The sequence below is a fragment of the Bartonella vinsonii subsp. vinsonii genome (assembly GCF_902825235.1).
Lineage (GTDB): Bacteria > Pseudomonadota > Alphaproteobacteria > Rhizobiales > Rhizobiaceae > Bartonella > Bartonella vinsonii.
In genome coordinates, this window is sequence record NZ_CADEAJ010000001.1 from 133,297 (window position 1) to 156,616 (window position 23,320).

The window sequence follows — 23,320 nt, forward strand, 5'->3', positions numbered from 1 at the left end:
TTATAAAATGTTCAAGAAAAATCATTCTCCTTTAAACGAAGACTCGTTGAAGACTGAAAAGACAAAGGTCCATGTAAATAAGTCCAAGCTGGTGGTTTCATAAAAGGTAATCGTATACTTTCTCTCTCATCTAAACGAAAAGAACGGTAAATGTGTGCCATGGGAGAAGAAAGTGCTGGCATATGCACAAAAGGACGATCAATAATCGCAACAGGAAGCATAGATATGATATCATGCCATCGATACCAATGATGAAACGTTGCAAGACTATCTGCACCCATAACCCATACAAAACGTACTCCACGGTGATGTGCAAGAATATAAGAAATTGTATCTACTGAGACTTTACTGCCTATCGCCTGTTCAAAACCCGTTATGCGAATCTTCGGATGATTAATGCGTTCAATACTTAAACGCATCCTTTCATCTAAAGACGGTAAATGTGTATGGTCTTTTAAAGGGTTTCCTAGAGTAACCATCCACCATAATTGATCAAGACATAAACGCCGAATTGCGATCTTCGCAACAAGAAGATGCCCATCATGCGGTGGATTAAAAGATCCACCAAAAAGACCCACAATATTGGACCTTTCAACATAGGGCATGCGATTTTTCCAAGGAAAAAATGGATTTTTCAAGGTCTAACCTGTCCATTTCCTTTGATGTGGTACTGAAATGATGTTAGTTGTTCAACACCTATCGGGCCACGCGCATGCATTTTTCCTGTTGCGATACCAATTTCCGCCCCAAAACCAAATTCACCTCCATCAGCAAATTGTGTAGATGCATTATGAAGCAAAATAGCTGAATCCAAACGGTTAAAAAACATTTTCACCACCTTCATATCTTCAGCTATAATTGACTCCGTATGCCCCGATGAATAACGTTGAATATGCGCAATAGCCCCCTCAATACCTTCAACTGTTTTTACAGAAAGAATGGCATCAAGATATTCGTGCGACCAATCTTCTTCCGTAGCCAATTTAGCATCTGGCATAAAAAAAACAATATCCTCTGTTGCACGAATTTCACACCCCTTTTCCTGTAATGCAGTCAGAACAGGAAGAAACTTTTTTAATGCTTTGCGGTCAATAAGAACTGTCTCAACAGCACCGCATATACCTGTTCGACGCAACTTTGCATTTAAAACAATATTACGCGCCATATCTAAATCTGCTGATTGATCAATATAAATATGACAGAGCCCCTCTAAATGCGCAAAAGTTGGAACACGTGCATCAGACTGAACACGTGCAACGAGGCTTTTCCCACCACGGGGGATAATAACATCAATCGTACCATCCAAACCCTTGAGCATTTCTCCAACAGCACCACGATCTGTCGTTCCAACCATTTGAACAGCATCTTTAGGAAAACCAGCTTCCTCCAATCCCTTCACTAACGCTGAATGAAGAGCGTGAGCAGAATGAAAACTATCTGAACCACCCCGTAAAATTGCAGCATTTCCGGACTTCAAACATAAAGCACTTGCATCAATTGTAACATTTGGTCGACTTTCATAAATGATGCCAATAACACCAAGAGGTGTACGGACACGGCTAATATGAAGCCCATTTGGACGGGTCCATTCACTCATCACTTGTCCAATAGGATCAGGAAAACCAGCAATTTGGCGTACACTCTCTATGATTGCACACAAACGCAATTCATCTAATTTGAGCCGATCAACCATCGCTGCCTTTAAATTATTATTAACAGCATTCTCTAAATCTTGACAATTAGCTCGTAAGATTTCAACTGAATGCGCTTCTAAACTTAAAGCTATCATTTCTAATGCTTTGGTCTTTTGTTCAGAAGACATAACAGCTAATACCGTCGCGGCATGACGTGCTTTTCGCCCCATATCCTTCATTTGTTCTTTTAACACCATACTATTACCCATCCAGTCTGCTAAAATAATAAAAAATAAAAATAATTTTTTAAGCAGAATCGGTCATACAGCGTAAAACCATATCATTACGATGGACCATAGCAGAACGTGCTTCATATCCAAGTATAGCTTCAATCTCTTCGCTTTTACAACCCATAATACGTATCACTTCATCTTTTCCATAACTCACAAGTCCACGAGCAACCTCAACCCCATTTGTATCAACAATGGCAACTGTATCTCCACGATTAAACCTTCCCTCAACAGCAACAACTCCTGCAGCTAATAAGGATTTTCCAGATTCAAGAGCTTTAACCGCTCCTTGATCAATCGTCAAAATACCAGATGGATCTAAATGACCAGAAATCCACGTTTTCCAAGCATTAACAGGCTTTTCACCAGCAGCAAAAAAACTTCTGCGCTCTCCTCTATCAAGCGCCGCAAGAGGATTCATACGCTTGCCTGAAGTAATAACCATCGCCGTTCCAGCGGAATTCGCTATTTTTCCGGCATCTAGCTTGGTCTTCATTCCTCCACGAGAAAGCTCTGAAGCAGCCACATCTGCCATTTTTTCGATATCACTCGTGATTGAGGAAATAAAAGGAATAAATTCAGCTGTTGGATCACGATGGGGAGATTTTGTATAAAGCCCATCAATATCTGATAAAAGTATTAAAAGATCGGACCCCATCATTGTTGCTACTCGTGCTGCTAAACGATCATTATCCCCATAGCGAATTTCACTTGTTGCAACAGTATCATTTTCATTAATAACGGGGACAGCTCCAAAACGCAAAAGTACATTAATTGTAGCACGTGCATTAAGATAACGTCGTCGTTCTTCGGTGTCGAAGAGAGTAAGTAGAATTTGACCCGTTTTTAATCCGTATTGAGCAAGCACATCCCCATATGTTTTAGCTAATTCAATTTGTCCCAACGCAGCACATGCCTGACTCTCTTCTAATTTCAAAGCTCCCTTAGGAAGCTGTAGCAATGTCCTTCCTAAAGCAATAGCACCTGAAGACACCAATAAAATCTCAACGCCTTTTTGATGCAACTGAGCAATATCACTTATCAAACTGTTAAGCCATTCGGCACGTAAACCTGTCTGAGGGTCAACCAAAAGAGCAGATCCAACTTTGATCACAATGCGTTTATAGTGCTCAAGTTTTTGCAATCCAACGGCCATCTTCATCAATCCTACTCTTCGCTCCCATTATCCTCTTTACGTGCCATTTCGATAACATGCGCAACAGAACGGAGCACATTTTCTAAGCCCTCACGACTAACTGCAGAAAACATCATAACAGGTTTACCCGTTACTCTTTGCAAGACCTCTTGTTTTGCTTTACGTTCCTCAAGAGTGAGAGTATCTATCTGGCTTAAAGCGATAATTTCAGGCTTATCACTCAGTTTGTTCCCATATGCCTCTAATTCCTTACGCACAATTTTGTATGCTTTTGCAACATCTTCTTCTTGAGCAGAAATCAAATGAAGTAAAACACGACAACGTTCCACATGACCTAAAAAACGGTCCCCAATCCCAACACCCTCATGTGCCCCTTCAATTAGACCAGGAATATCAGCCAAAACAAATTCACGGGCATCAATACGTGCAACACCAAGATGAGGATGAAGAGTGGTAAAAGGATAATCTGCAACTTTTGGTTTTGCAGCCGTTACTGACGCTAAAAAGGTTGACTTTCCAGCATTCGGTAAACCAACAAGCCCCCCATCAGCAATTAACTTCAAACGAAGCCAAAGTGAGCGCTCTTCTCCAGAAAGTCCTGGATTCGCACGACGCGGTGCTCGATTCGTAGATGTTGTAAAATGAAGATTCCCAAAACCACCATTTCCTCCTTTTGCAAGAAGATAACGTTGTCCTACTTCTGTTAAATCACAGATTAACGTTTCATTATCTTCTTCAAAAATTTGCGTGCCAATCGGTACTTTAAGGATGATATCATCACCCTTTGCACCTGACATGTTACGCCCCTTACCATGTTCCCCTGTTTTTGCTCTAAAATGCTGCTGATAACGATAATCAATTAACGTGTTGAGCCCATCCACAACAACAGCCCAAACATCACCACCACGTCCCCCATTCCCCCCGTCAGGTCCGCCAAATTCAATGAATTTTTCACGACGAAAAGATACGGCCCCTGCCCCTCCATCACCAGAACGAATATAAACTTTAGCTTGATCAAGAAATTTCATTGGAAACACTCACTGAGGAATCAATCCCTCTACCCCTATAGGCAATGCATCAGTTTTACCAGTTTTTCATTATTGACAATAAAAAAACTCTTAACACTATCGCCAATAGTCGTTTAAAAATACCCTTAACATTAAAACCCATGCAAATAAACTTACTGCTTTTTGAAAAGAAGAAACTATTATTATATTTCTGCTTTTCCCTTAAATCCGAGTGCTAGAAGATAAAGTTCTACGGATTCTGATCGACTTGCAGGTGGTTTTACATGATGAACTGTTTTAAAATTCTGTTTTAATGTCGTGAGAAGAGTGTTCTCTGCTCCACCTTGAAAGGCTTTTGCTAAAAAATGCCCTCCAGGTTTGAGAACTGAAAGAGCAAAATCCGCAGCCACTTCACATAAATAAACTGTTCTTAAATGATCCGTCTGACGGTGCCCTGTTGTTGGTGCAGCCATATCAGAAAGAACCACATCCGGCTTTTCCCCTAAAGCATCAATTAATTTCTGCGGTGCATCTGCATGTAAAAAATCCATTTTTAACATCACAACTCCAGGCAGTGGATTAACATGCAAATAATCAATACCAACTACACTAGGTTTTTGATCATTTGATCCTACTACACGCACAGCAACCTGACACCACCCCCCTGGCGCCGCTCCTAAATCAATAATCTTTTGGCCTTTCTTGAGAAATTTATAACGCTCATTAATTTCGATTAACTTATAGGCCGCACGCGAACGATAACCATCCACTTTCGACTGATGGACATAAGGATCATTCAGATGCCTCTCTAACCACCGCCGTGACGATGCTTTAATGGTTCCTGCTTTCTTCTTTACACGCTGATATAATTCATGCGATCCAGAACCACCATATCCACCAGCCGGTGTTTTTATCGTCTTTTTCATTATTATTCATTGCTCCGTATTCTAATAACTGGCTAGCGCTTGAAGTTTTTTTCCTTCCTATGTCGACACCATACACCATCACGTAACATTAACTCTATCAAAATTCCTTCTCTCAATCCACGATCAGCCACTCGTAATCGTTGACTGGGCCAAGCTTCTCGAATAACGTCTAGAATTGCACAACCAGCTAAGATTAAATCTGCTCTCTCTTGCCCAATACAAGGATTAGTTACGCGTTTTTTTATATCCCATGTCAATAAACGCTTCATCATAAGAGTAATGTCTGCATCATTCATCCAAATGCCATCAACTTGCCTCCGGTCATAACGCTCTAAATTAAGGTGCATTCCTGCTAAAGTCGTAATCGTTCCAGAAGTTCCCAAAAGATGAAACTTTGAGCCTTGAGCTAGAGCCCCTAATTTATGACGGCCTGAAAAATTATTTAACAAACTTCGTACATAACCTTTCATCTTTTCAAAACCGTCTAAACTAACCTCATTTCCTCCAAAACGCTCAGCAAGCGTAACAACACCAACAGGAAGTGAAGTCCACGCCGTAATCTGTTCAGTTAAACGTAAAGAACGCTTTTTGGAAACATCAAGGAGCACTATTTCCGATGACCCTCCTCCAATATCAAAAAGCACAATTGCATCAATATTAGGTTCAACAAGTGTACCACAACCGGAAACAGCAAAACGCGCTTCTGTTTTCCGATCAACAATTTCCAATTCAAGGCCAGTTTCATCCAAAACGCGTTGAATAAAATATCTACCATTCTGCGCTGAACGGCAAGCTTCCGTTGCAACCAAGCGATAGCGCTTAATACGCCTTTGTTTTAGTTTTAAATGACAAATCTTTAATGCTTCAATCGTGCGATCCATTGCTTGTGTATTCAGAACACCATTCTTGACCAAACCTTCTCCCAATCGCACGATACGAGAAAAAGCATCAACAACACGAAAATGTCCAAGTTTACTGGGAGACGCAATAAGAAGACGACAATTATTTGTTCCCAAATCAAGTGCCGCATAAAGAGGCGGAGACTTTAATTGAGAGATCCTTGAAAAAAAAGGCGTTTTGTTTTGTTTTGTTTTGTTGGCACCTATAATTGCCCGACCATGCAATTCAAAAGCTGTATCCGTTTGAATCAATTTCTGTTTACAATGTCTTTTTCGCGGATATTGCTTTATATCAACAGAAATAGAGCGCCTACCTGTCTGTAATAATGCAGAACGATTATTTCGATTGTCATCAGAGTGATCATACAATTTTTCTGCTCTGGTATCATATGCTCTTCCTTGCTTTGATTCTTTTGAACCATAATCTAATGGGATCATCTTTTCTTATTCCTTGAGCATTTTTCCCCAATAAACAAACGCGAGAGCTCTTTTCATTACTAAAACTAAAGTAACAATGCAGCATTCAATTACAAATATCAAGAAAACATTATCTCTTTTTCTATCATCAAAATTTTCAGATATCTGCATAATCCTTTGGTTATTCTCATAAAACCATAAATCAAAACTATAATCGTTTACGTTCGCATCCATTTTTTAACTTGCTTAGACTTTCTCTACAGAATTCACATAGACATAGAACGTGCCTCACTTGTAAAAAGATGAATTTATACTCCTCAAGAGTTTTTTGAATTAGAATTCTCCTGTGTATCCACGAAATAATAGCACTGTAATTATATTTTGCAGAATGGCTACGCTCTTATGCCATCAACATCAAAATCACTCCAGCACTTCAATCAGGAGTTATTGATGTCAATAAGACTACTCTAAAAATCTATATGAAGTTTTTATAAAAATAAAACCAATCCATCCCTTGTTCCAAGGAATCGTATTTTTATTTGTTGTGCTCTCTTTTAAACTCGCTATTTTGAGCGGTCTTTACTAGTAATGACTCATGTAATGCGTTCCATAAGCCTTGCAAAAAATTCTAACTTGTTTTTCTCTTACATAGAAATGATTTCTTGTGATTTTACGTTTGTAAAATGTATTGTATGTTTGAATAAGATATCTCTATTTTGTATGAAAACTTTCACCACATTGCACCGTGTCATTGAAATTTGAAAATATAACAATGAGTTACGAGAAAATAATCTCTTCTAAAAACACTCTATACAATTTATCGTTGTAACGAATAAAGTGCTGCACTCAACCCTTTAAATGGCACAGTAAAAGAAAATGTTTTTCCTTCTTTAATTTTATAGGAAATACGTACTTTTTTGTTTTGTTCTATTTGTTTGCTAAAAATTGGTCCTACAGGTGATTGTGCCAAGCAGACAGTTTCATTACATTGCGTATAATTGATGAGGATAGGCTTTTTAACACCCTCCACAAACATCCGAATAGGAACATTTATATCAGTATTTGGTAATGTCCGAAAAAGCATCACTGCTTGACCATTTTTAGTAGAAACAAGAGACCAACTAAAAATAGTATTATCTTCCTGATCATGAACCGTCTGCGTTACATTACATATACCTTTCTTAAGTTTTTGTTTTTCATCACAAATCAAAGTCCAATAATCAAATTGCATAATAATTCGACGTGTTTCGCCAGGCTCTCCTTTAGGAATAGATAACTGTGGTGGATGCACCGTATAAACATTATCTTTCTCATCAGCAAAACTTTCGCCCTTGCCTATTAAGGCAAGGACAAACAGAATGCTTACAAAAATATTTTGCTTTTTTATGATGATATCAATCTTTTTCATTATTATCTCAGCCTCAAAGTAACTCCAGCGCCTACTCCCCAATGACCACCAGCACTCGTGACAGATATATTAGAACGGATATTTCCATCTTCAGAGGTGTAACCAGCACCAAAAGCAATTGCAGATTGACTACGCCATGTGCCGCTACCAAATGAAACACTTAAAGATCCAGCTATATCATAGTAGCGTAAGCTAGATACAGCCAAGCCAATAGCCGCTGCTTGTCTTGCCTCTTTTCGAACATCCTCAACTGCATAACTCAACGTCTCAAACTTCATATCTGTGTAAGATTTCGCCTCGTTAATAGCATTATTAACAACACTACCAACCTGTTCATCCGTGTACTTCTTTGCATCATCAAGAACGAGCTTCATCTGCTTTTCAGTATAATCATGCAACTGACCACCGTTCACTGCTTGATGAGAGCCTTTTTCAATGGTGCCATCCGCTACATTATCAATCAAAACGGGATCACTTTCTGTGCCACCTACTAATGTAACTTTATTCGTTTTCTTGCCAGACGCATCTTTATCATAACTAACAACTCCATCCGTCACGGTGTGTGCAATATCCTTCACTTGCTGATCTATCGTATCTACCTTGTCTTCAACAGCTTTGACTTTTTTATTCGTCTCCCAAAGCTGTCCTCCATTCACAACTTCTTGTGATCCTTTTTCAATCTTACCGCCTGCTACATTGATGATCTTACTCGAATTTCCATTATGCTTCGCATCATAAGCACCTTTGTCTTCATTCCAATTTAAACCATTCGACGCAACATTCTTCTCAACATCTTGAATGCGATCATTTATTTTCGTCATGCCATCACTAACGCCATCAAATGCGCTCGCAACATCATGGTAAATCTTCTTCTCATCTGAACTACCGTCGCTCTTGAACTGCGCAACCTTGAATTCCGGAGAGGTCCATTGGCCTTCTTTATAGCCTGCTCCTCCGCCAAAATACTGCGCTAATGTCTGATTCAGTGAGTAGAGCTGGTTACCCGTTACTGCTTCACTCGAACCTTCAGCAATATCTCCATCTAAAAGAGACTTAAGTTTGCTTTTCTCCTTTTTAGAGCCTTCTCCATGAAGCGCCACAAAAGCTTTCTCTTCATTACTCCACAACAAAGCATTCTGCTCGAGATTGTTAGAGATTTCATTATGAAGCTTCGTGAAGGAACTGCTTACACCAGCAAACGCTGCTGCCACACTCTCATAGCTCTCCTCATGAGACGTGCCATCATCATCATATGTCGTAAGCTTGAAGCTAGGAGCTGTCCATTGACCATCCTTATATTCAGCGCTACCGCCAAAATACTTCGCTAGCGTCGTATTCAAACTATAAAGCTGTGAACCATTGACCGCTTCTGTCGATGTTTCAGAAAGACTTGCCGCCTTAACACCTGACAAACTACGTGCCACCCCATCACTGTTTACAATGGTAATTTCACTACCTGCTTTCTCTCCACCAATCTTAATAACCTGTGTCTTTTCATCTTGTTTAACAAGGCTATCACCTACAACTTTGTTAATCTCATTCTTAAATTCAGTCTGAATATTCGTGAAAGAGGTACCAACTCCAGCAAAGGCTTCTGCTACACTCTCATAGCTATGCTCTTCAACATCACTCCCATCTTCCTTGACAGTCTTAACCGTAAACTTGGGAGCAATCCATTTGCCTTCGGCATAGCTAGCGCCACCGCCAAAAGTCTTGGCTATATTCGTGGCTACAGTTGTCATATTTTGATTGGTAGTAAACAGTTGTGAACCATTTACCGCCTCATTTGAATCTTTAGAGATTGTTCCACCTATCACACCGGATATGCTTCGTCCCTCATTATTCTTATTTTGAAGATTAATTATAGTGCCGTCTGTTTCCTTACCAATGGTAATAGGATCGCCCTTTTTCTCTTGCTTAACAAGACTATCACTTACCACATTAGTAATATCGTTTTTAATATTCGTGAAAGATGCACCAACATCAGCCAAAGCTTCAGCAACAGTATTATACTTCTTCTCTTCAAGTGTAACACCATCATCCTTGACAGTTTTAACTGTAAAACTTGGAGCGGTCCATTTACCTTCTGCATAGCTAGCGCCACCACCAAGAGACTTCGCAACATTGCTACCCAAGGTATAAAGCTGTTTACCCGTAACGGCATCCGTAGAACTATCATTAATCGCTCCATCTAAAAGAGACGTAAGCTTGCTATTGGTTTTGCTATCCTTTTCGCCATGCGTCGCTACAAAAGCTCCTGCATCCTTGCTCCAATTCAATGAATCCTGAGCTACACTTTCAGAAACATCCTTAATACGCTGGTTCACATTCTTGATATTCTCATCAAGTCCTGAAAATGCACTACCAACATTTTTAAATTCAGCTTCTTCTACCTTACCCTCTGTAGAAACTTTAGATAATTTATAAGTTGGTTCTGTAAATGCTCCATCGCTAAACTTTGCATCTCCACCTAAAAACTTGGCTACATCCTGAGAAATCTTGTTAATCTGGCTACCATTGATAACATCATAGGATTTATCAGAAATCTTACCATCTGCAACATTATGAAGACCTACAGGCGTAGAACTTTTACCTTTTCCAAAAGTCACACTTGTGTAATTAATGGAGCCATTTTTATCATCTGTCTTATCGTAATGAACAACAGCTGATTCATCAGACTGAAGACTGGTAGAAAGCTTCTTTAAACTTTCATCAAGCTGTCCCTTGTTAACAGCTTCATTATCCTTTGTCGCAGCCTTTAGGCCAGAAAGTGTTCTATCCCCTTGGTCCTTATTGACTATATTAATTTCTGTGCCTTCTACTTCTTTACCAATAGTGATAAGATTTGTTTCGGAATCCTTCTTAACAAGACTATCGCCCTTCACATTGGCAATTTCATTGTTAATTTGTTTCGTAATCTCATTCTTAACATTCGTGATAGAACTACCAACTCCAGCAAAAGCAGATGCTACATCATTATAGTTCTTATCTTCTGTTTTACCATCTTCCTTGACAGTCTTAATCGTGAATGTAGGTGCTATCCATTGACCTTCTGCATAGCTGGCACCACCACCAAAATACTTCGCAATGGTATCACCCATTGAATAAAGCTGGGAACCATTCACTGCATCAGTCGAGTTTTCACTAATAGTTCCATTCTGAAGGGATGTAATTTTGCTGTTGGTTTTGTCTTTTCCATGCGTCGCTACAAACGCGCCTTTAGTTTTATCCCACAACAAGGCATCGCCTTGAACTTCTTGCGTAATATTCGTAATTTTTTCTTCAAACTTTTTAACCTCATTCGTTAGATGATTGTTCACATTCTTGACATTCGTATCAAGTTCTTCAAAGGCTGAACCAACATCGCTATATGAATGAGCCGTTACCTTACCATCTTCACTAACATTAGAGATTTTATAAGTCGGAGCTGTAAAAACACCATCTTTAAATGTCGTATTACCACCAAAATACTTTGCAACGGTATCACCCATTGAATAAAGCTGGGAACCATTCACTGCATCAGTCGAGTTTTCACTAATAGTTCCATTCTGAAGAGACGTAATCTTGCTATTGGTTTTTTCCTCTCCATGTTTTGCAACGAAGGCTAACGTCTCTTTATCCCACGATAAAGAATCTTGCGCTACACCTTGAGATACTTCTTTAATACGTTGATTCACATTCTGAATATTTATATCAAGACCTGAAAAAGCCGTCCCAACACCTTGGAAAGAAGTTTCTGTTACAACGCCATCTTTATCAACGTACGATAATTTATACGTTGGCTGTGTAAGAGCTCCATTATTAAATGTTGCATTACCACCTAAGAACTGAGCAATATCCTCACCAATTTTGTTAACCTGACTACCTGTGATTGCATCATGTGAACCTTTGACAATCTTACCATCTGCAACATTATGAAGACCTACAGGCGTAGAACTTTTACCTTTTCCAAAAGTCACACTTGTGTAATTAATGGAGCCATTTTTATCATCTGTCTTATCGTAATGAACAACAGCCGATTCATCAGACTGAAGATTGTTGGAAAGATCTTGTAAACTCTTATCAAGCTGTCCTTTGTTAACAGCTTCATTATCCTTTGTCGCAGCCTTTAGGCCAGAAAGGATCCTATCTTCTTTATCCTTGTTAGCTATATTAATTTCTGTGCCTTCTACTGCAGCACCAATAGTGAGACGATATGTTGTTTTATCTTGCTGAACAAAGCTTTCACTCTCCACTTTTTTAATCACATTATTAACTTGTTCAGTCACCTTATTCTGAACATTCGTGATAGAACTACCAACTCCAGACAATGCACTAGCAACGTCAGTATAAACCTTCTCTTCAACTTTAGTACCATCCTCATTGACAGTCTTAACCTTGAAACTAGGAGCGGTCCATTTACCTTCTGCATAGCTAGCGCCACCACCAAAATACTTAGCAACCTCGCTGCTCAGCGAATAAAGCTGACCACCTGTGATTGCATCGTGTGATCCCTCAGCAACCTTACCATCTGCAACATTATGAAGACCTACAGAAGGCTTCTCTTTACCACCAAAGGTCACACTCGCATAATTAATTGTGCCATTTTCATCACCTGCTTTATCATAATGAACAACAGCTGATTCATCAGACTGAAGACTGTTAGAAAGCTTCTTTAAACTTTCATCAAGCTGTCCCTTGTTAACAGCTTCATCATTATGTTCTGCCGCCTTTAGGCCAGAAAGTGTTCGACCTTTACCATCCTTGTCGGCGATAGTGATTGTATTACCATATTTTTCTGCACCAATCTTGATGATTTGATGCCCTTCATCCCACTTAACAAGGCTATCACCTTTCACATTGGTAATTTCATTTTTAATCTCTTTGGTAATTTCATTCTTAACATTCGTGATAGAAGTACCTATACCTTCAAAAGCAGATGCTACATTGTGATAGTCTTTATCTTCTGTTTTGCCATCTTCCTTGACAGTCTTAATCTTGAATGTAGGATCGGTCCATTTGCCTTCTGCATAGCTAGCGCCACCGCCTAAATATGTCGCAACCTTATTATTTGTCTCAAAAAGCTGCGAACCTATCACTGCTTCATTTGAGTCTGCTGAGAGCACTCCACTCTTTATACCGGTAAGAGTGCGCTTATTACTATTTTTGTCGGCAATATCGATTTTATCACCATCTGTATCTGCACCAATGGTGATGTGGTTCGTTCCAGGTTCCTGTTTAACAAGACTATCACCTTTCACATTGGTAATTTCATTTTTAATCTCTTGGGTAATTTCATTCTTAACATTTGTGATAGAATCTTTAACCTTCTCGAAAGAAGTACCAACACCTTCAAAGGCAGCGGCTACATCATTATAGGTTGAATCAGAAACGCCGCCATCAGATGTGAAGGACTTAACCTTGAATGTAGGAGCTGTCCAACTGCCTTTCTCATAGCTCGCATTACCGCCAAGTGACTGCGCAACTTTGTCACCCAAGGAATAAAGCTGATCACCTGTAATAGCATCCGTCGAACCAGAAAAAATACCTCCATTTGTAAGAGAAGTAAGCCTTTGAGTGATCCCCTCCCCTTCTGGCTTCATGCCAGGGATATTTTTACGTTCCGCTACAAAGGCTTTTTTTTCATCGCTCCATAACAAAGCATCGTGTTGTGCAATATTAATCTGATTGGTAATCTCATTCTTAATATTCTCGAAAGAAGAACTAACACCAGCAAAGGCAGCGGCTACATTATTATAGGTCGAATCAGAAACACTACCATCAGATGTGAAGGACTTAACCATGAATGTAGGAGCAGTCCATAAGCCTTTCTCATAGCTAGCGCCACCGCCTAAATATGTCGCAACCTTATTATTTGTTTCAAAAAGCTGACCACCTGTAATAGCATCCGTCGAACCAGCAGAAATATCTCCATTCGTAAGAGAAGTAAGCCTTTGAGTGAGTCCCTCCTCTTCTGTCTTCACGCCAGGGATATCTCTACGTCTTGCTACAAAGGCTTTTTTTTCATCGCTCCATAACAAAGCATCGTGTTGTGCAATATTAATCTGATTGGTAATCTCATCCTTAATATTCTCGAAAGAAGAACTAACACCAGCAAAGGCAGCGGCTACATTATTATAGGTCGAATCAGAAACACTACCATCAGATGTGAAGGACTTAACCATGAATGTAGGAGCTGTCCATTTGCCATTCGTATATTCAGCTCCGCCACCAAAATATTGTGCCGCATGCTGAGCAACTGTTTTCAAATCATTGCTAAAAGTAGTAACATTCTTATTGGTTTCAAAAAGCTGTGAACCATTTACTGCTTGATTTGAAGTTGCAGAGAGGTCCCCAGCCTTAACGTCTTTTATCTCTTTATTTCCAGCAGAAATACCAGTCGTGGTTATTTTGGGACCATTGACAATCACTAAGCCTGTTGCATCTAAGGTGGTACCACCCCCCATTTTTGCACTATTCAGTGTAACATTCTTGGCAAGATCGAATTTTAATTTATTGTCTTTATCGCCCTTTGTAATAGTAAGATTTTTACTTCCAACGGAAAAATCTACACCACTATTCATAAGCACAGTTGTACCATTTGCATTATCAACAGATAATTTCCAACCGTTTTTTCTTACAACATCTTCTAAATCTTTTAATTGTCCAACATTTACTGCATCGGAAGGCTCAGAGCCCGCTGCTACGCCTGTAATTTGGCGCGTTATATTATTATCAAAATCACCAACACTCACTACACCATACGTACTTTTCCATTGCGCATTGGTGTTTGTTGTAGATCCCTTCAGACTAGAAGCATACCCAAAAGCACCAGCAGCCCTGTTAGCTACAGAATCCCTTCCTAGTGCAATACCATCTTTAACCGTCGCCTTAGAATCGACACCTAAAGCGATACTTCCAACCTCATTTGCTTTTGAATAGAAGCCTATAGAAATAGCTTTTTCAGCAAATGCATATGCACGGTGACCAAGAGCAGTCGCGCCATACCCTAGAGCTTTAGAAACAGCACCAACAGCTGTTGTATAATCACTCTTCGCGGTTGTATAATCACCCTCTCCATGCGTGCTCACATCATTATATTCACCACCGATTGCGACACTGCTTCGCCCCATAGCGTGAGCCATGTATCCTATAGAAATGCTATCTTGATGCAATGTCTCAGCACTATTGCCAATAGCAATCGAATCTACCCCACTTACTGAAGAATTTTTACCTATAACAATACCGTTATTCTTTTCCGCCTTTGCAGAAGGGCCTATAGCAATAGCAGAGCTAGCTGATACTATTGCATTAGCACCAATAGCAATCCCCTTTTCTTCATAACTCTTCGAGCTGTAACCAAAAGCTATTGCATAATCACCAACTGCCAATACTCTATTTTTTTCATCAACATCCTGACCATTATTACCAGTAGTTCCAATACCACCGATTGCAATGCTATATGCACCTTCCGTTTTTGCCCCCCGCCCTAAAGCAACAGCATTATACGATCCTATCGCTGCTTCTGCCTTAACACCGATAACAACATTCCAACCGTCACCAACTTTTGCACCATTCCCGATAACAACAACACCGACTACGCCTTTCCCACCCGCAACAGTCACATTGTCACCAATAAAAACAGACCCACTACTAGTGCCCACAGAAATCCCATCGCCCCAAATACTATTGGCGCTTCCAGCACGTTGCATGCCATTAGTTGAAAAACTCCGTGAGAGATCAGTTACAGGGGTAACCCTCCCACTAAATCGAGAGTCCTCACTCACATTATTTGCCTGTAGACCTTCAGCATTTGCTGTCACATCCACATTCATCACACCAGCATCTGCTGAACCAGATGTTGCTGCTTGCTCATTTACAGGTACAGACGAAGAAACTTCAGAAGATTTGGCTTTCTCATTTGCCTTAACATTCTTGGGTTGTACATCTCCAGCATTTACAGAAAAAACATTCGATAAGAATGCAATCATTATAGCCAACGATAGCATCACTTTAACGAAAGAAAAACGAGAATTCTTTAAATTCCTCATTGCTGTTTGTATGGCATATAATTTTTTCATGAAAAATTCCCCAACGAAAGAAATCAAGACATGAAAAAGACACATTTCTACGTTATCTATCAAGGAAGTGTGAGATTTTAGATTATCGTTTTTGTGGTGAGGTGTCATTTTGAGTCTCGTGTTGTGTGTATTTAAGAAGATCTAAGTAGAAAAATTGAATTTAATAAATATGCAAATGATCCGTTTAGATTCTAATGAGTGTTTGTGGTGTGGTTTATTGTTTGTGTTTCGTTGAAAGATTGAATGCCTTTCATTTTAGAATGATTAAGCTTTTAACAAATATAAAAAGTGATTTTTACGTGTTAATGAATTACTTTTTTGTTAAAAGAGAGTATTTCTTTGTGATATTAAAGTGAAATACTCTGAAATCTAAGTGGAATTTGATTTCTTTAGCTATATTTCTTTCTACTAAAATGAATATTAAAGCTGCGTCGAATCTTGGTGTTATTTTTTCTCTTTAAATTCATTACTTTTGTCCCCCTTCTGATATCGCTCACCCCATCAAGAAGTGTTTATTTTAAACAAAATGAATCTTACTAATATACTATTTGTATAGTTGCAAGGTCTCAAATGAAATAGCAAGAAAAAAATGGGTTTGTTGTATAAATTCTATCATTATGGATTCTAGTGTGTTATTTTTTCAACAAAATCACATATTATTTCTCTGAAACCTCAGAATTTCCATCCTCGTTAAGTGTTGTACTTGTTTATGTGTAACTTAAATATTGTTTAACAAAAGTGATGGTGTTCAAGACTTTCATTAAAACCTTTGGCTTTTTAGCATCATCTCAATGCTATATGAAATCCATGCACATAAATCCCCAAAATCTCCTGACCTCCATAAATTAAATCTACCAAAAAAAATGCTCTTTTAGATATATCATCAGCACCTAAAGAGTATGAGACTGGTAAAATATATTTGAAGGTTATTATCCGATAAAAGGTTTATAATTTGTAAAATTTAGAAGACTCGTTTTGTGTATTTGAAAGGTAAAAGATACTGAGTTTGAAAAAGGACTTCTTTTCTAGAAAGTTTTAAAGCGAAAAACGCCTGTATTAGTCGCTTTCTTATTTTTTAAAGTTAATTGTAATCTTTTTGTAAAAATGGTTAATATTGCTTTAATTTAGCTGCTCATTTAAAAGAATGAAATGATCTTAAGTGATTGTGTGCTCTCTTGGAAGGTAATTTGCTTGTGCTTTCAATATAATGAGTCTTATCAAGCGATATACCAGCTACAGAATAATAGAAAAATAGCCAGAAAATGAACTTCCTTAGCTCTGCTCATAAAAAGCACACTCCAGCAAATCTTAGAGTGTGCTTTTTATCCGTAAAATTATGGAATTTTCTTCTGGGAAATTTTGACTTTAAGTATAATTGTCATTTATAAAATTTTCGCCCTTGCCTCATCAGACAAGGGCGAAAATCTGTTAAGTTCCTGTTTTTCGTATTATTTTATTTTCAGAGTTATTGCTCCACCTACTCCCCAATGACCGCCAGCACTTGTTGCAGAGAGATTAGAGCGGATTTTTCCATTTTCAGATGTATAACCAGCACCAAAAGCAAAAGCAGATTGTCCACGCCATGCACCGCTACCAAATGAAACACTCAAAGATCCTGGTTCGTCGAAGTAACGTAGGTTGGATACTGCTAAACCAACGGCTGCCGCTTGTCTTGCCTCTTTGCGTACACTCTTAATGTCGTAACTTAAAATATTAAACTTTACGTCTGTATATTGCTTAGCTTGGTCAACGGCATTATCAATCGCATCAACAACGATATTTTTCACCCGTTGATCTGTGTAGTGCTTCGATTCATCAAGAACAATCTTCATCTGCTGCTCAGTATAATCATGCAGTTGCCCACCATTAATTGCCTCTTTCGAGCCTTTCTCAATGCGCCCATCAGCAAGATTATCAATCATAACAGGTTCACTTTCATTTCCACCTTTTAGAGTGATCTTATTGGTTTTCTTTCCGTCTTCAGTTTTGTCATAATTAACAGCCCCATCAGAAAGATTATTAACCGTATTTTCAATATTATCAACTCTGTTTTCAATATTGGTAACTGTCTCACCAATATTGGTAACCGTAGCGGAAATATTGTCAACTCTTTTTCCGATATGCTCAATATCTTTTTCAACACCTGCGACACGTTCGTTGGTCTGCCAAAGTTGTCCACCATTGACCGCATCTTTTGAACCTTCTACAATCTTACCATCAGCTACATTGACAATCTTACTTGGCTGACCGCTATGGCTAGCATCATAAGCTCCCTTCCAATCATCCCACTTTAAAGCATCGGAAGCTACCTTGTCGATGACATGATCAATACGATTGTTCATGTTGATCATACCGCTATTAACACCATCAAGCGCTTCAGCAACATTATTGTAGCTTTTCTCAACAGTCGTACCATCAGCATTGAGTTGTGCAACTTTGAAATTGGGAGCAGTCCAATTTCCATCCTTATAGCCAGCACCACCGCCGAAATACGCAGCCAATTGGTTACTCATGACATAGAGTTGATTACCTGTAATGGCATCGGTTGAGTTAGCAGCAATTCTACCATCTTTGACATTCAGAAGAGCTACTGGTCCAGTGCTGTTCTTACCTCCCAAGGTCACACGATTATAATCAACAACACCATCTTCTTTATCATAGAGAACTGCTGCCGCACTTGCTGTTTCAATATTTTTAGAAATCTTCTCTATGCTTTTATCAAGTTGATCTTTGTTAACAGCTTCATCACCCTTTTCTGCTTCTTTCACACCAGAAATAGTGCGTCCTACACCACCAACACCTGCAATATTGATCTCAGTCCCAGCTGTTGCCTTACCAATCGTGATAATCCCTGATGCCCCTCCCTGTTGTTGCACAAGATTATTCTTTCCCATTTCGGAAATCTTACCATCAAGATTTGCAATGGAAATATTCACGCCAGTGAAAGCATCCGTAACATTACGATATGTCTGATCCTTAATAACGAAGGTTGGTTTAATACCATTCACTACATCTGTACTGCCACCAAAATAGTTCGATATATTTGTACTTATATCATGAACACTATCACCCAACTCATTAAGCTTTTGATTGGTTTGATAGAGCTGCGAACCATTGATGGCATCGGTTGAATCTCTAGCAATGTCTCCATTCGCAAGAAACTTAAGTTTGCTGTTGTCTTTTTCTCCATTTTGTCCATGCTGTGCTACAAATGCCTGTTCATCCTCACTCCACAACAAGGCATCACCTTTTACCACTTGTGAAATATTATTGATTTGTTGTGTAAAGTCATTTGCTACATTTGTGAGATGGTCATTCACATTGTTGATATTTTTATCAAGCCCTACCAAAGCATCTCCCACATTATTAAAGTCACGATTTTCCGGTGTTCCATCTTCAGAAATGCGCGATAAATGATAGAGCGGACCGAACAAGATACCATCCTTAAATTCCGCACCTCCACCAAAAATGTATGCTACACCTTCAGATATTTTATTAATCTGACTGCCATTGATCGCATCAAGCGAATTTTTAGCAATTGTACCAGCTTGTACATTATGGAGAGCAACCGGTGCTCTAGTCTTATCACCCCCTAAAGTGATACTATTATAATTAACACTGTCATCTTCATCTTTATCATAGAGAACTGCAAAATCATTCACATTCTTAATATTATTATTAATCTCTGCAATACGGCCATCGAGTTGTTTTTTATTAACAGCCTCATCATCTGCCTCCGCTGCTTTCACGCCGGAAATTGTACGAGCTTCACCATCATTATTTGCAATATTGATTTCAGTACCACCCGTTGCCTTACCAACGGTGATAAGAGAATTCTCTCCTTCTTGCTTGACAAGGCTATTTTTTGCCGCATTGGCAATCTGATTAGAAATCTCCGTGATAGAATTATTAACACCCTCAAATGCAGATATAACAGTATTATGTTCTTTTCCTTGAATCGTATAAGATGGTCCAATACCATTAATTATATCTACGTCACCACCAAAAATATCCGATATCTTTTGAGAAATTTGGAAAAGCTGCGAACCATTGATGGCATCGGTTGAATCGCTAGAAATGTCTCCATTCGCAAGAAACTTAAGTTTGCTGTTGTCTTTTTCTCCATTTTGTCCATGCTGTGCTACAAATGCCTGTTCATCCTCACTCCACAACAAGGCATCACCTTTTACCACTTGTGAAATATTATTGATTTGTTGTGTAAAGTCATTTGCTACATTTGTGAGATGGTCATTCACATTGTTGATATTTTTATCAAGCCCTACCAAAGCATCTCCCACATTATTAAAGTCACGATTTTCCGGTGTTCCATCTTCAGAAATGCGCGATAAATGATAGAGCGGACCGAACAAGATACCATCCTTAAATTCCGCACCTCCACCAAAAATGTACGCTACATCTTCAGATATTTTATTAATCTGACTGCCATTGATCGCATCAAGCGAATTTTTAGCAATTGTACCAGCTTGTACATTATGGAGAGCAACCGGTGCTCTAGTCTTATCACCCCCTAAAGTGATACTATTATAATTAACACTGTCATCTTCATCTTTATCATAGAGAACTGCAAAATCATTCACATTCTTAATATTATTATTAATCTCTGCAATACGGCCATCGAGTTGTTTTTTATTAACAGCCTCATCATCTGCCTCCGCTGCTTTCACGCCGGAAATTGTACGAGCTTCACCAGATTTGTTAGCAATACTGATTTTAGAACCATCTTTTTCATTCCCAATGGTAATAAGACTTTGCTCCCCATTCCATTTAACAAGGCTATTACTTTTGATGCTATCAACAACATCTGCTATACTACCCTCAAGTTGTTCTTTATTAACAGCTTCATCGTTATTAACTGCTGCTTTCACACCAGAAATTGTACGAGCGTCACCATCATTATTTGCAATATTGATTTCAGAACCACCTGTGTCCTTACCAACGGTGATACGAGCGCCTTCTTCTTTATCTTGTTTAACAAGGATATTATTCTTAATACTATCAGTAATATCTGCTATAGTATCATCGAGTTGTTTTTTATTAACAGCATCATTATCTTCCTGTGCGGCTTTCACACCGGAAATTCTACGAACTTCACCATCTTTATTGGCAATATTAATCAGATCCCCACCTGTTGCCTTCCCAATGGTGATAGTGTCCTCATTTTCTTCCTGCTTCACTAGGCTATTTTTTGTTGCATTGGTAATTTGATTAGTAATCTCCGTGATAGAATTACTCACACCCGTGAAAGCATCAGCCACACTCTTATATTTATTATCCTGAATAGTAAAAGTTGGTGCTACACCATTAATCACTTCTGTTTCACCACCAAAAAAATCCGATATATTTTTATCAATATTGAAAAGCTGTTCACCATTTACTGCTTCTGTTGAATCAACACTAACTTTCCCAACCGCAACACCAGAGATAATTCGCGTTTCATTTTTATTGTTTGCAATATTAATTTCAATACCATCTTTTTCAGCACCAATAGTGATACGCTTCTGCTGCTCGTCCCATTTAACAAGACTATTTTCTGCTATTTGGCTTTCTATTTTTTTCAGCTGTCCAACATTCACTGCATCGGTATCTTCTTGCCCTGCCGACACTCCTTTAATCGTTTTATTACCAGCATGAATGCCAGTAACGGTTATGCTCGGCCCAGCATCAGTAAACCTAAAGCCAACAGCATCCATAATACTTTCTCCTGCTGTGACACTCATCACATGAAGATCATCAGCTAGATCAAATGTTACATTGTGATTATTATCTTTTTCAATCTTGATATTCTGTTTATTTTCATTGCCAGCTGCTTGTAAATTCACTATGCCATTTTGACCAATGGCCGTAGCATCTCCACTATTGACAGAAAGCTGCCAACTTGTTTTAGATGACTCTTTCACTGCGTTTAGCTGTGCAACATTCACTGCATCGGTATCTTTAATCCCCGCTGCAACATCTGTAATCGTTTTTTTACCAGCCATTATACCGTCAGGAGTTATTGTTGGCCCCCCAGCAAGTACTAAACCATCATCACTCAAAACGCTTCTTCCTGCAGTGACACTCGTCACATGAATATTATCAGCTAGATCAAATGTGACTTTATTATTGTTTTTTACAATCTTAATATTGCTGTTATTTCCATCTGCAACTAAATCGACAGTGTTCTCTGCCAAAACATCGGTAGCATTTGCACCATTAACAGAAAGCTTCCACCCTTTTGTCGCAACTTCCCTTAACGCTTTCAACTGAGCAATATTTACTGCATCAGAGTCTGCAGTACCAGCCGCCAATCCAGTGATCTGGCGTGTCATACTCCCATCGGCTTTCCCAACACTGACTGCGCTTTTTTTACTTTTCCATACGCCACTGGTGTTTTCTGAAACAGAATTACTTACAGGATCATAACCAGCAATATTTCTGTCAACGCTAGCAACAGAAGCTGCACCCAAAGCAACACCATCCCCCTTAGACGCTATTGCATCAGAACCAATGGCAATTGAAAATCTTGTTTGAGCTTGAGCATTATAACCCACAGCAATCGCATCTTGATCACTTGTATGTGCTTTGGTACCTAATGCAATGCTATCAATGCTTTCTGCTTTTGCAAGCCCACCAATAGCAATCGTACTTCTTGCTGTTGTTTCTGACCCAACTCCTATAGCAATACTTGCTCGTCCACCCGCAAGTGCAGAAACACCAAAAGCTTGTGCCCCCCCACCCTTTGTAGTTGCCCCCGCTCCAAATGCTGTTGAATAATTTCCCATTGCGGAAGATCCACACCCAGTTGCAAAAGAATAAACACCAAAAGCTTCAGGCATAACACTCGCAAGACCACCGGTTGTACTTCCCATATAAGCACCACCGTTACTCGTATTACTATCACCAGCCCAAATAACCTGACTAGTTGTTTCACCATATGGATAACGGCCAGAAAAATCTTTATTCATAGCAATTCTGTTGTATTGTTCTTCTGCAGTTATTTGATTATTAGTACTTTGACCTTTGCCACCACGGCCAATAACATTGTCCACCCCACAGTAATTATCATCGCCAGCAAAGACAATACTGCCATGACTGCCTTGTTTATAAGGCACATCAGCACCACTCGAGCTCAGATTTTTATCTCCTGTTATCGCAAGATTAGAAGCAACGACAGGAGAAACACTCGACAAGAGTGTGGCTATAACAGTTCCCAATGAAACAGCTTTAATCAAATTTGGTGTTGAATATTTTTTCATAATTCCCCTCCCTATAATAACATATTTAAGACACAAAAAAGACGCCCCATCAGTTGCAAGGTCTCTTTATTCTTTTTTGTGTCCCCGTGCTTTTGCACTGAAAATAAAACAAGATATAAGCTGTTATTGCTACAGCACCTTTAAAGAGCAATTAGAGGGCAGCTTGTGAAAGTCAAGTTGAGGAACATCAAAAAAAATATATCTTATTACGAGAATAATGTTGGCTTTTTCTCTTAAAAAGAGTGTTCAGCTTTTCGCTTTAAACTC

Annotated in this window: 9 protein-coding genes; all 9 read right to left on the reverse strand. The window is 39.0% G+C overall.

Annotation, left to right across the window (positions count from 1 at the left end; translation table 11 throughout):
- Positions 1-11: 11 nt before the first annotated feature.
- The 9 genes from J7R12_RS00600 to J7R12_RS00640 all read right to left on the reverse strand — a co-directional run bounded on the left by J7R12_RS00600 (position 12) and on the right by J7R12_RS00640 (position 23,053).
- A complete protein-coding gene (locus J7R12_RS00600; protein WP_126602381.1) occupies positions 12-605 on the reverse strand; it encodes a nicotinate-nucleotide adenylyltransferase in 594 nt (197 codons plus the stop codon).
- 29 nt (positions 606-634) lie between these two features.
- Entirely contained in the window at positions 635-1,891 is a 1,257-nt protein-coding gene (locus J7R12_RS00605; protein ID WP_126602379.1) for a glutamate-5-semialdehyde dehydrogenase, read from the reverse strand.
- A 49-nt stretch (positions 1,892-1,940) separates the two neighbouring features.
- Positions 1,941-3,080 (reverse strand): glutamate 5-kinase, encoded by a 1,140-nt coding sequence (proB, locus tag J7R12_RS00610; protein WP_126604007.1) that lies wholly within the window; start codon positions 3,078-3,080, stop codon positions 1,941-1,943.
- 11 nt (positions 3,081-3,091) lie between these two features.
- Positions 3,092-4,108: a GTPase ObgE gene (gene obgE / locus J7R12_RS00615; RefSeq protein ID WP_126602377.1), complete on the reverse strand. Its 1,017-nt coding sequence runs from the start codon at positions 4,106-4,108 to the stop codon at positions 3,092-3,094.
- Positions 4,109-4,290: 182 nt separating this feature from the next.
- Positions 4,291-5,013, reverse strand: a complete 723-nt coding sequence (locus J7R12_RS00620) for an RlmE family RNA methyltransferase (RefSeq protein ID WP_126602375.1) — start codon at positions 5,011-5,013, stop codon at positions 4,291-4,293.
- A gap of 32 nt (positions 5,014-5,045) precedes the next feature.
- Positions 5,046-6,350, reverse strand: coding sequence for a Ppx/GppA phosphatase family protein (locus J7R12_RS00625; RefSeq protein ID WP_126602373.1), 1,305 nt, complete (start codon positions 6,348-6,350; stop codon positions 5,046-5,048).
- A gap of 796 nt (positions 6,351-7,146) precedes the next feature.
- Positions 7,147-7,737, reverse strand: coding sequence for an invasion associated locus B family protein (locus tag J7R12_RS00630; RefSeq protein WP_126602371.1), 591 nt, complete (start codon positions 7,735-7,737; stop codon positions 7,147-7,149).
- Between the two features lie 2 nt (positions 7,738-7,739).
- Positions 7,740-15,797, reverse strand: a complete 8,058-nt coding sequence (locus tag J7R12_RS00635) for a Vomp family autotransporter (RefSeq protein ID WP_208439025.1) — start codon at positions 15,795-15,797, stop codon at positions 7,740-7,742.
- Positions 15,798-17,245: 1,448 nt separating this feature from the next.
- Positions 17,246-23,053 (reverse strand): Vomp family autotransporter, encoded by a 5,808-nt coding sequence (locus J7R12_RS00640; RefSeq protein ID WP_164713718.1) that lies wholly within the window; start codon positions 23,051-23,053, stop codon positions 17,246-17,248.
- Positions 23,054-23,320: the final 267 nt, after the last annotated feature.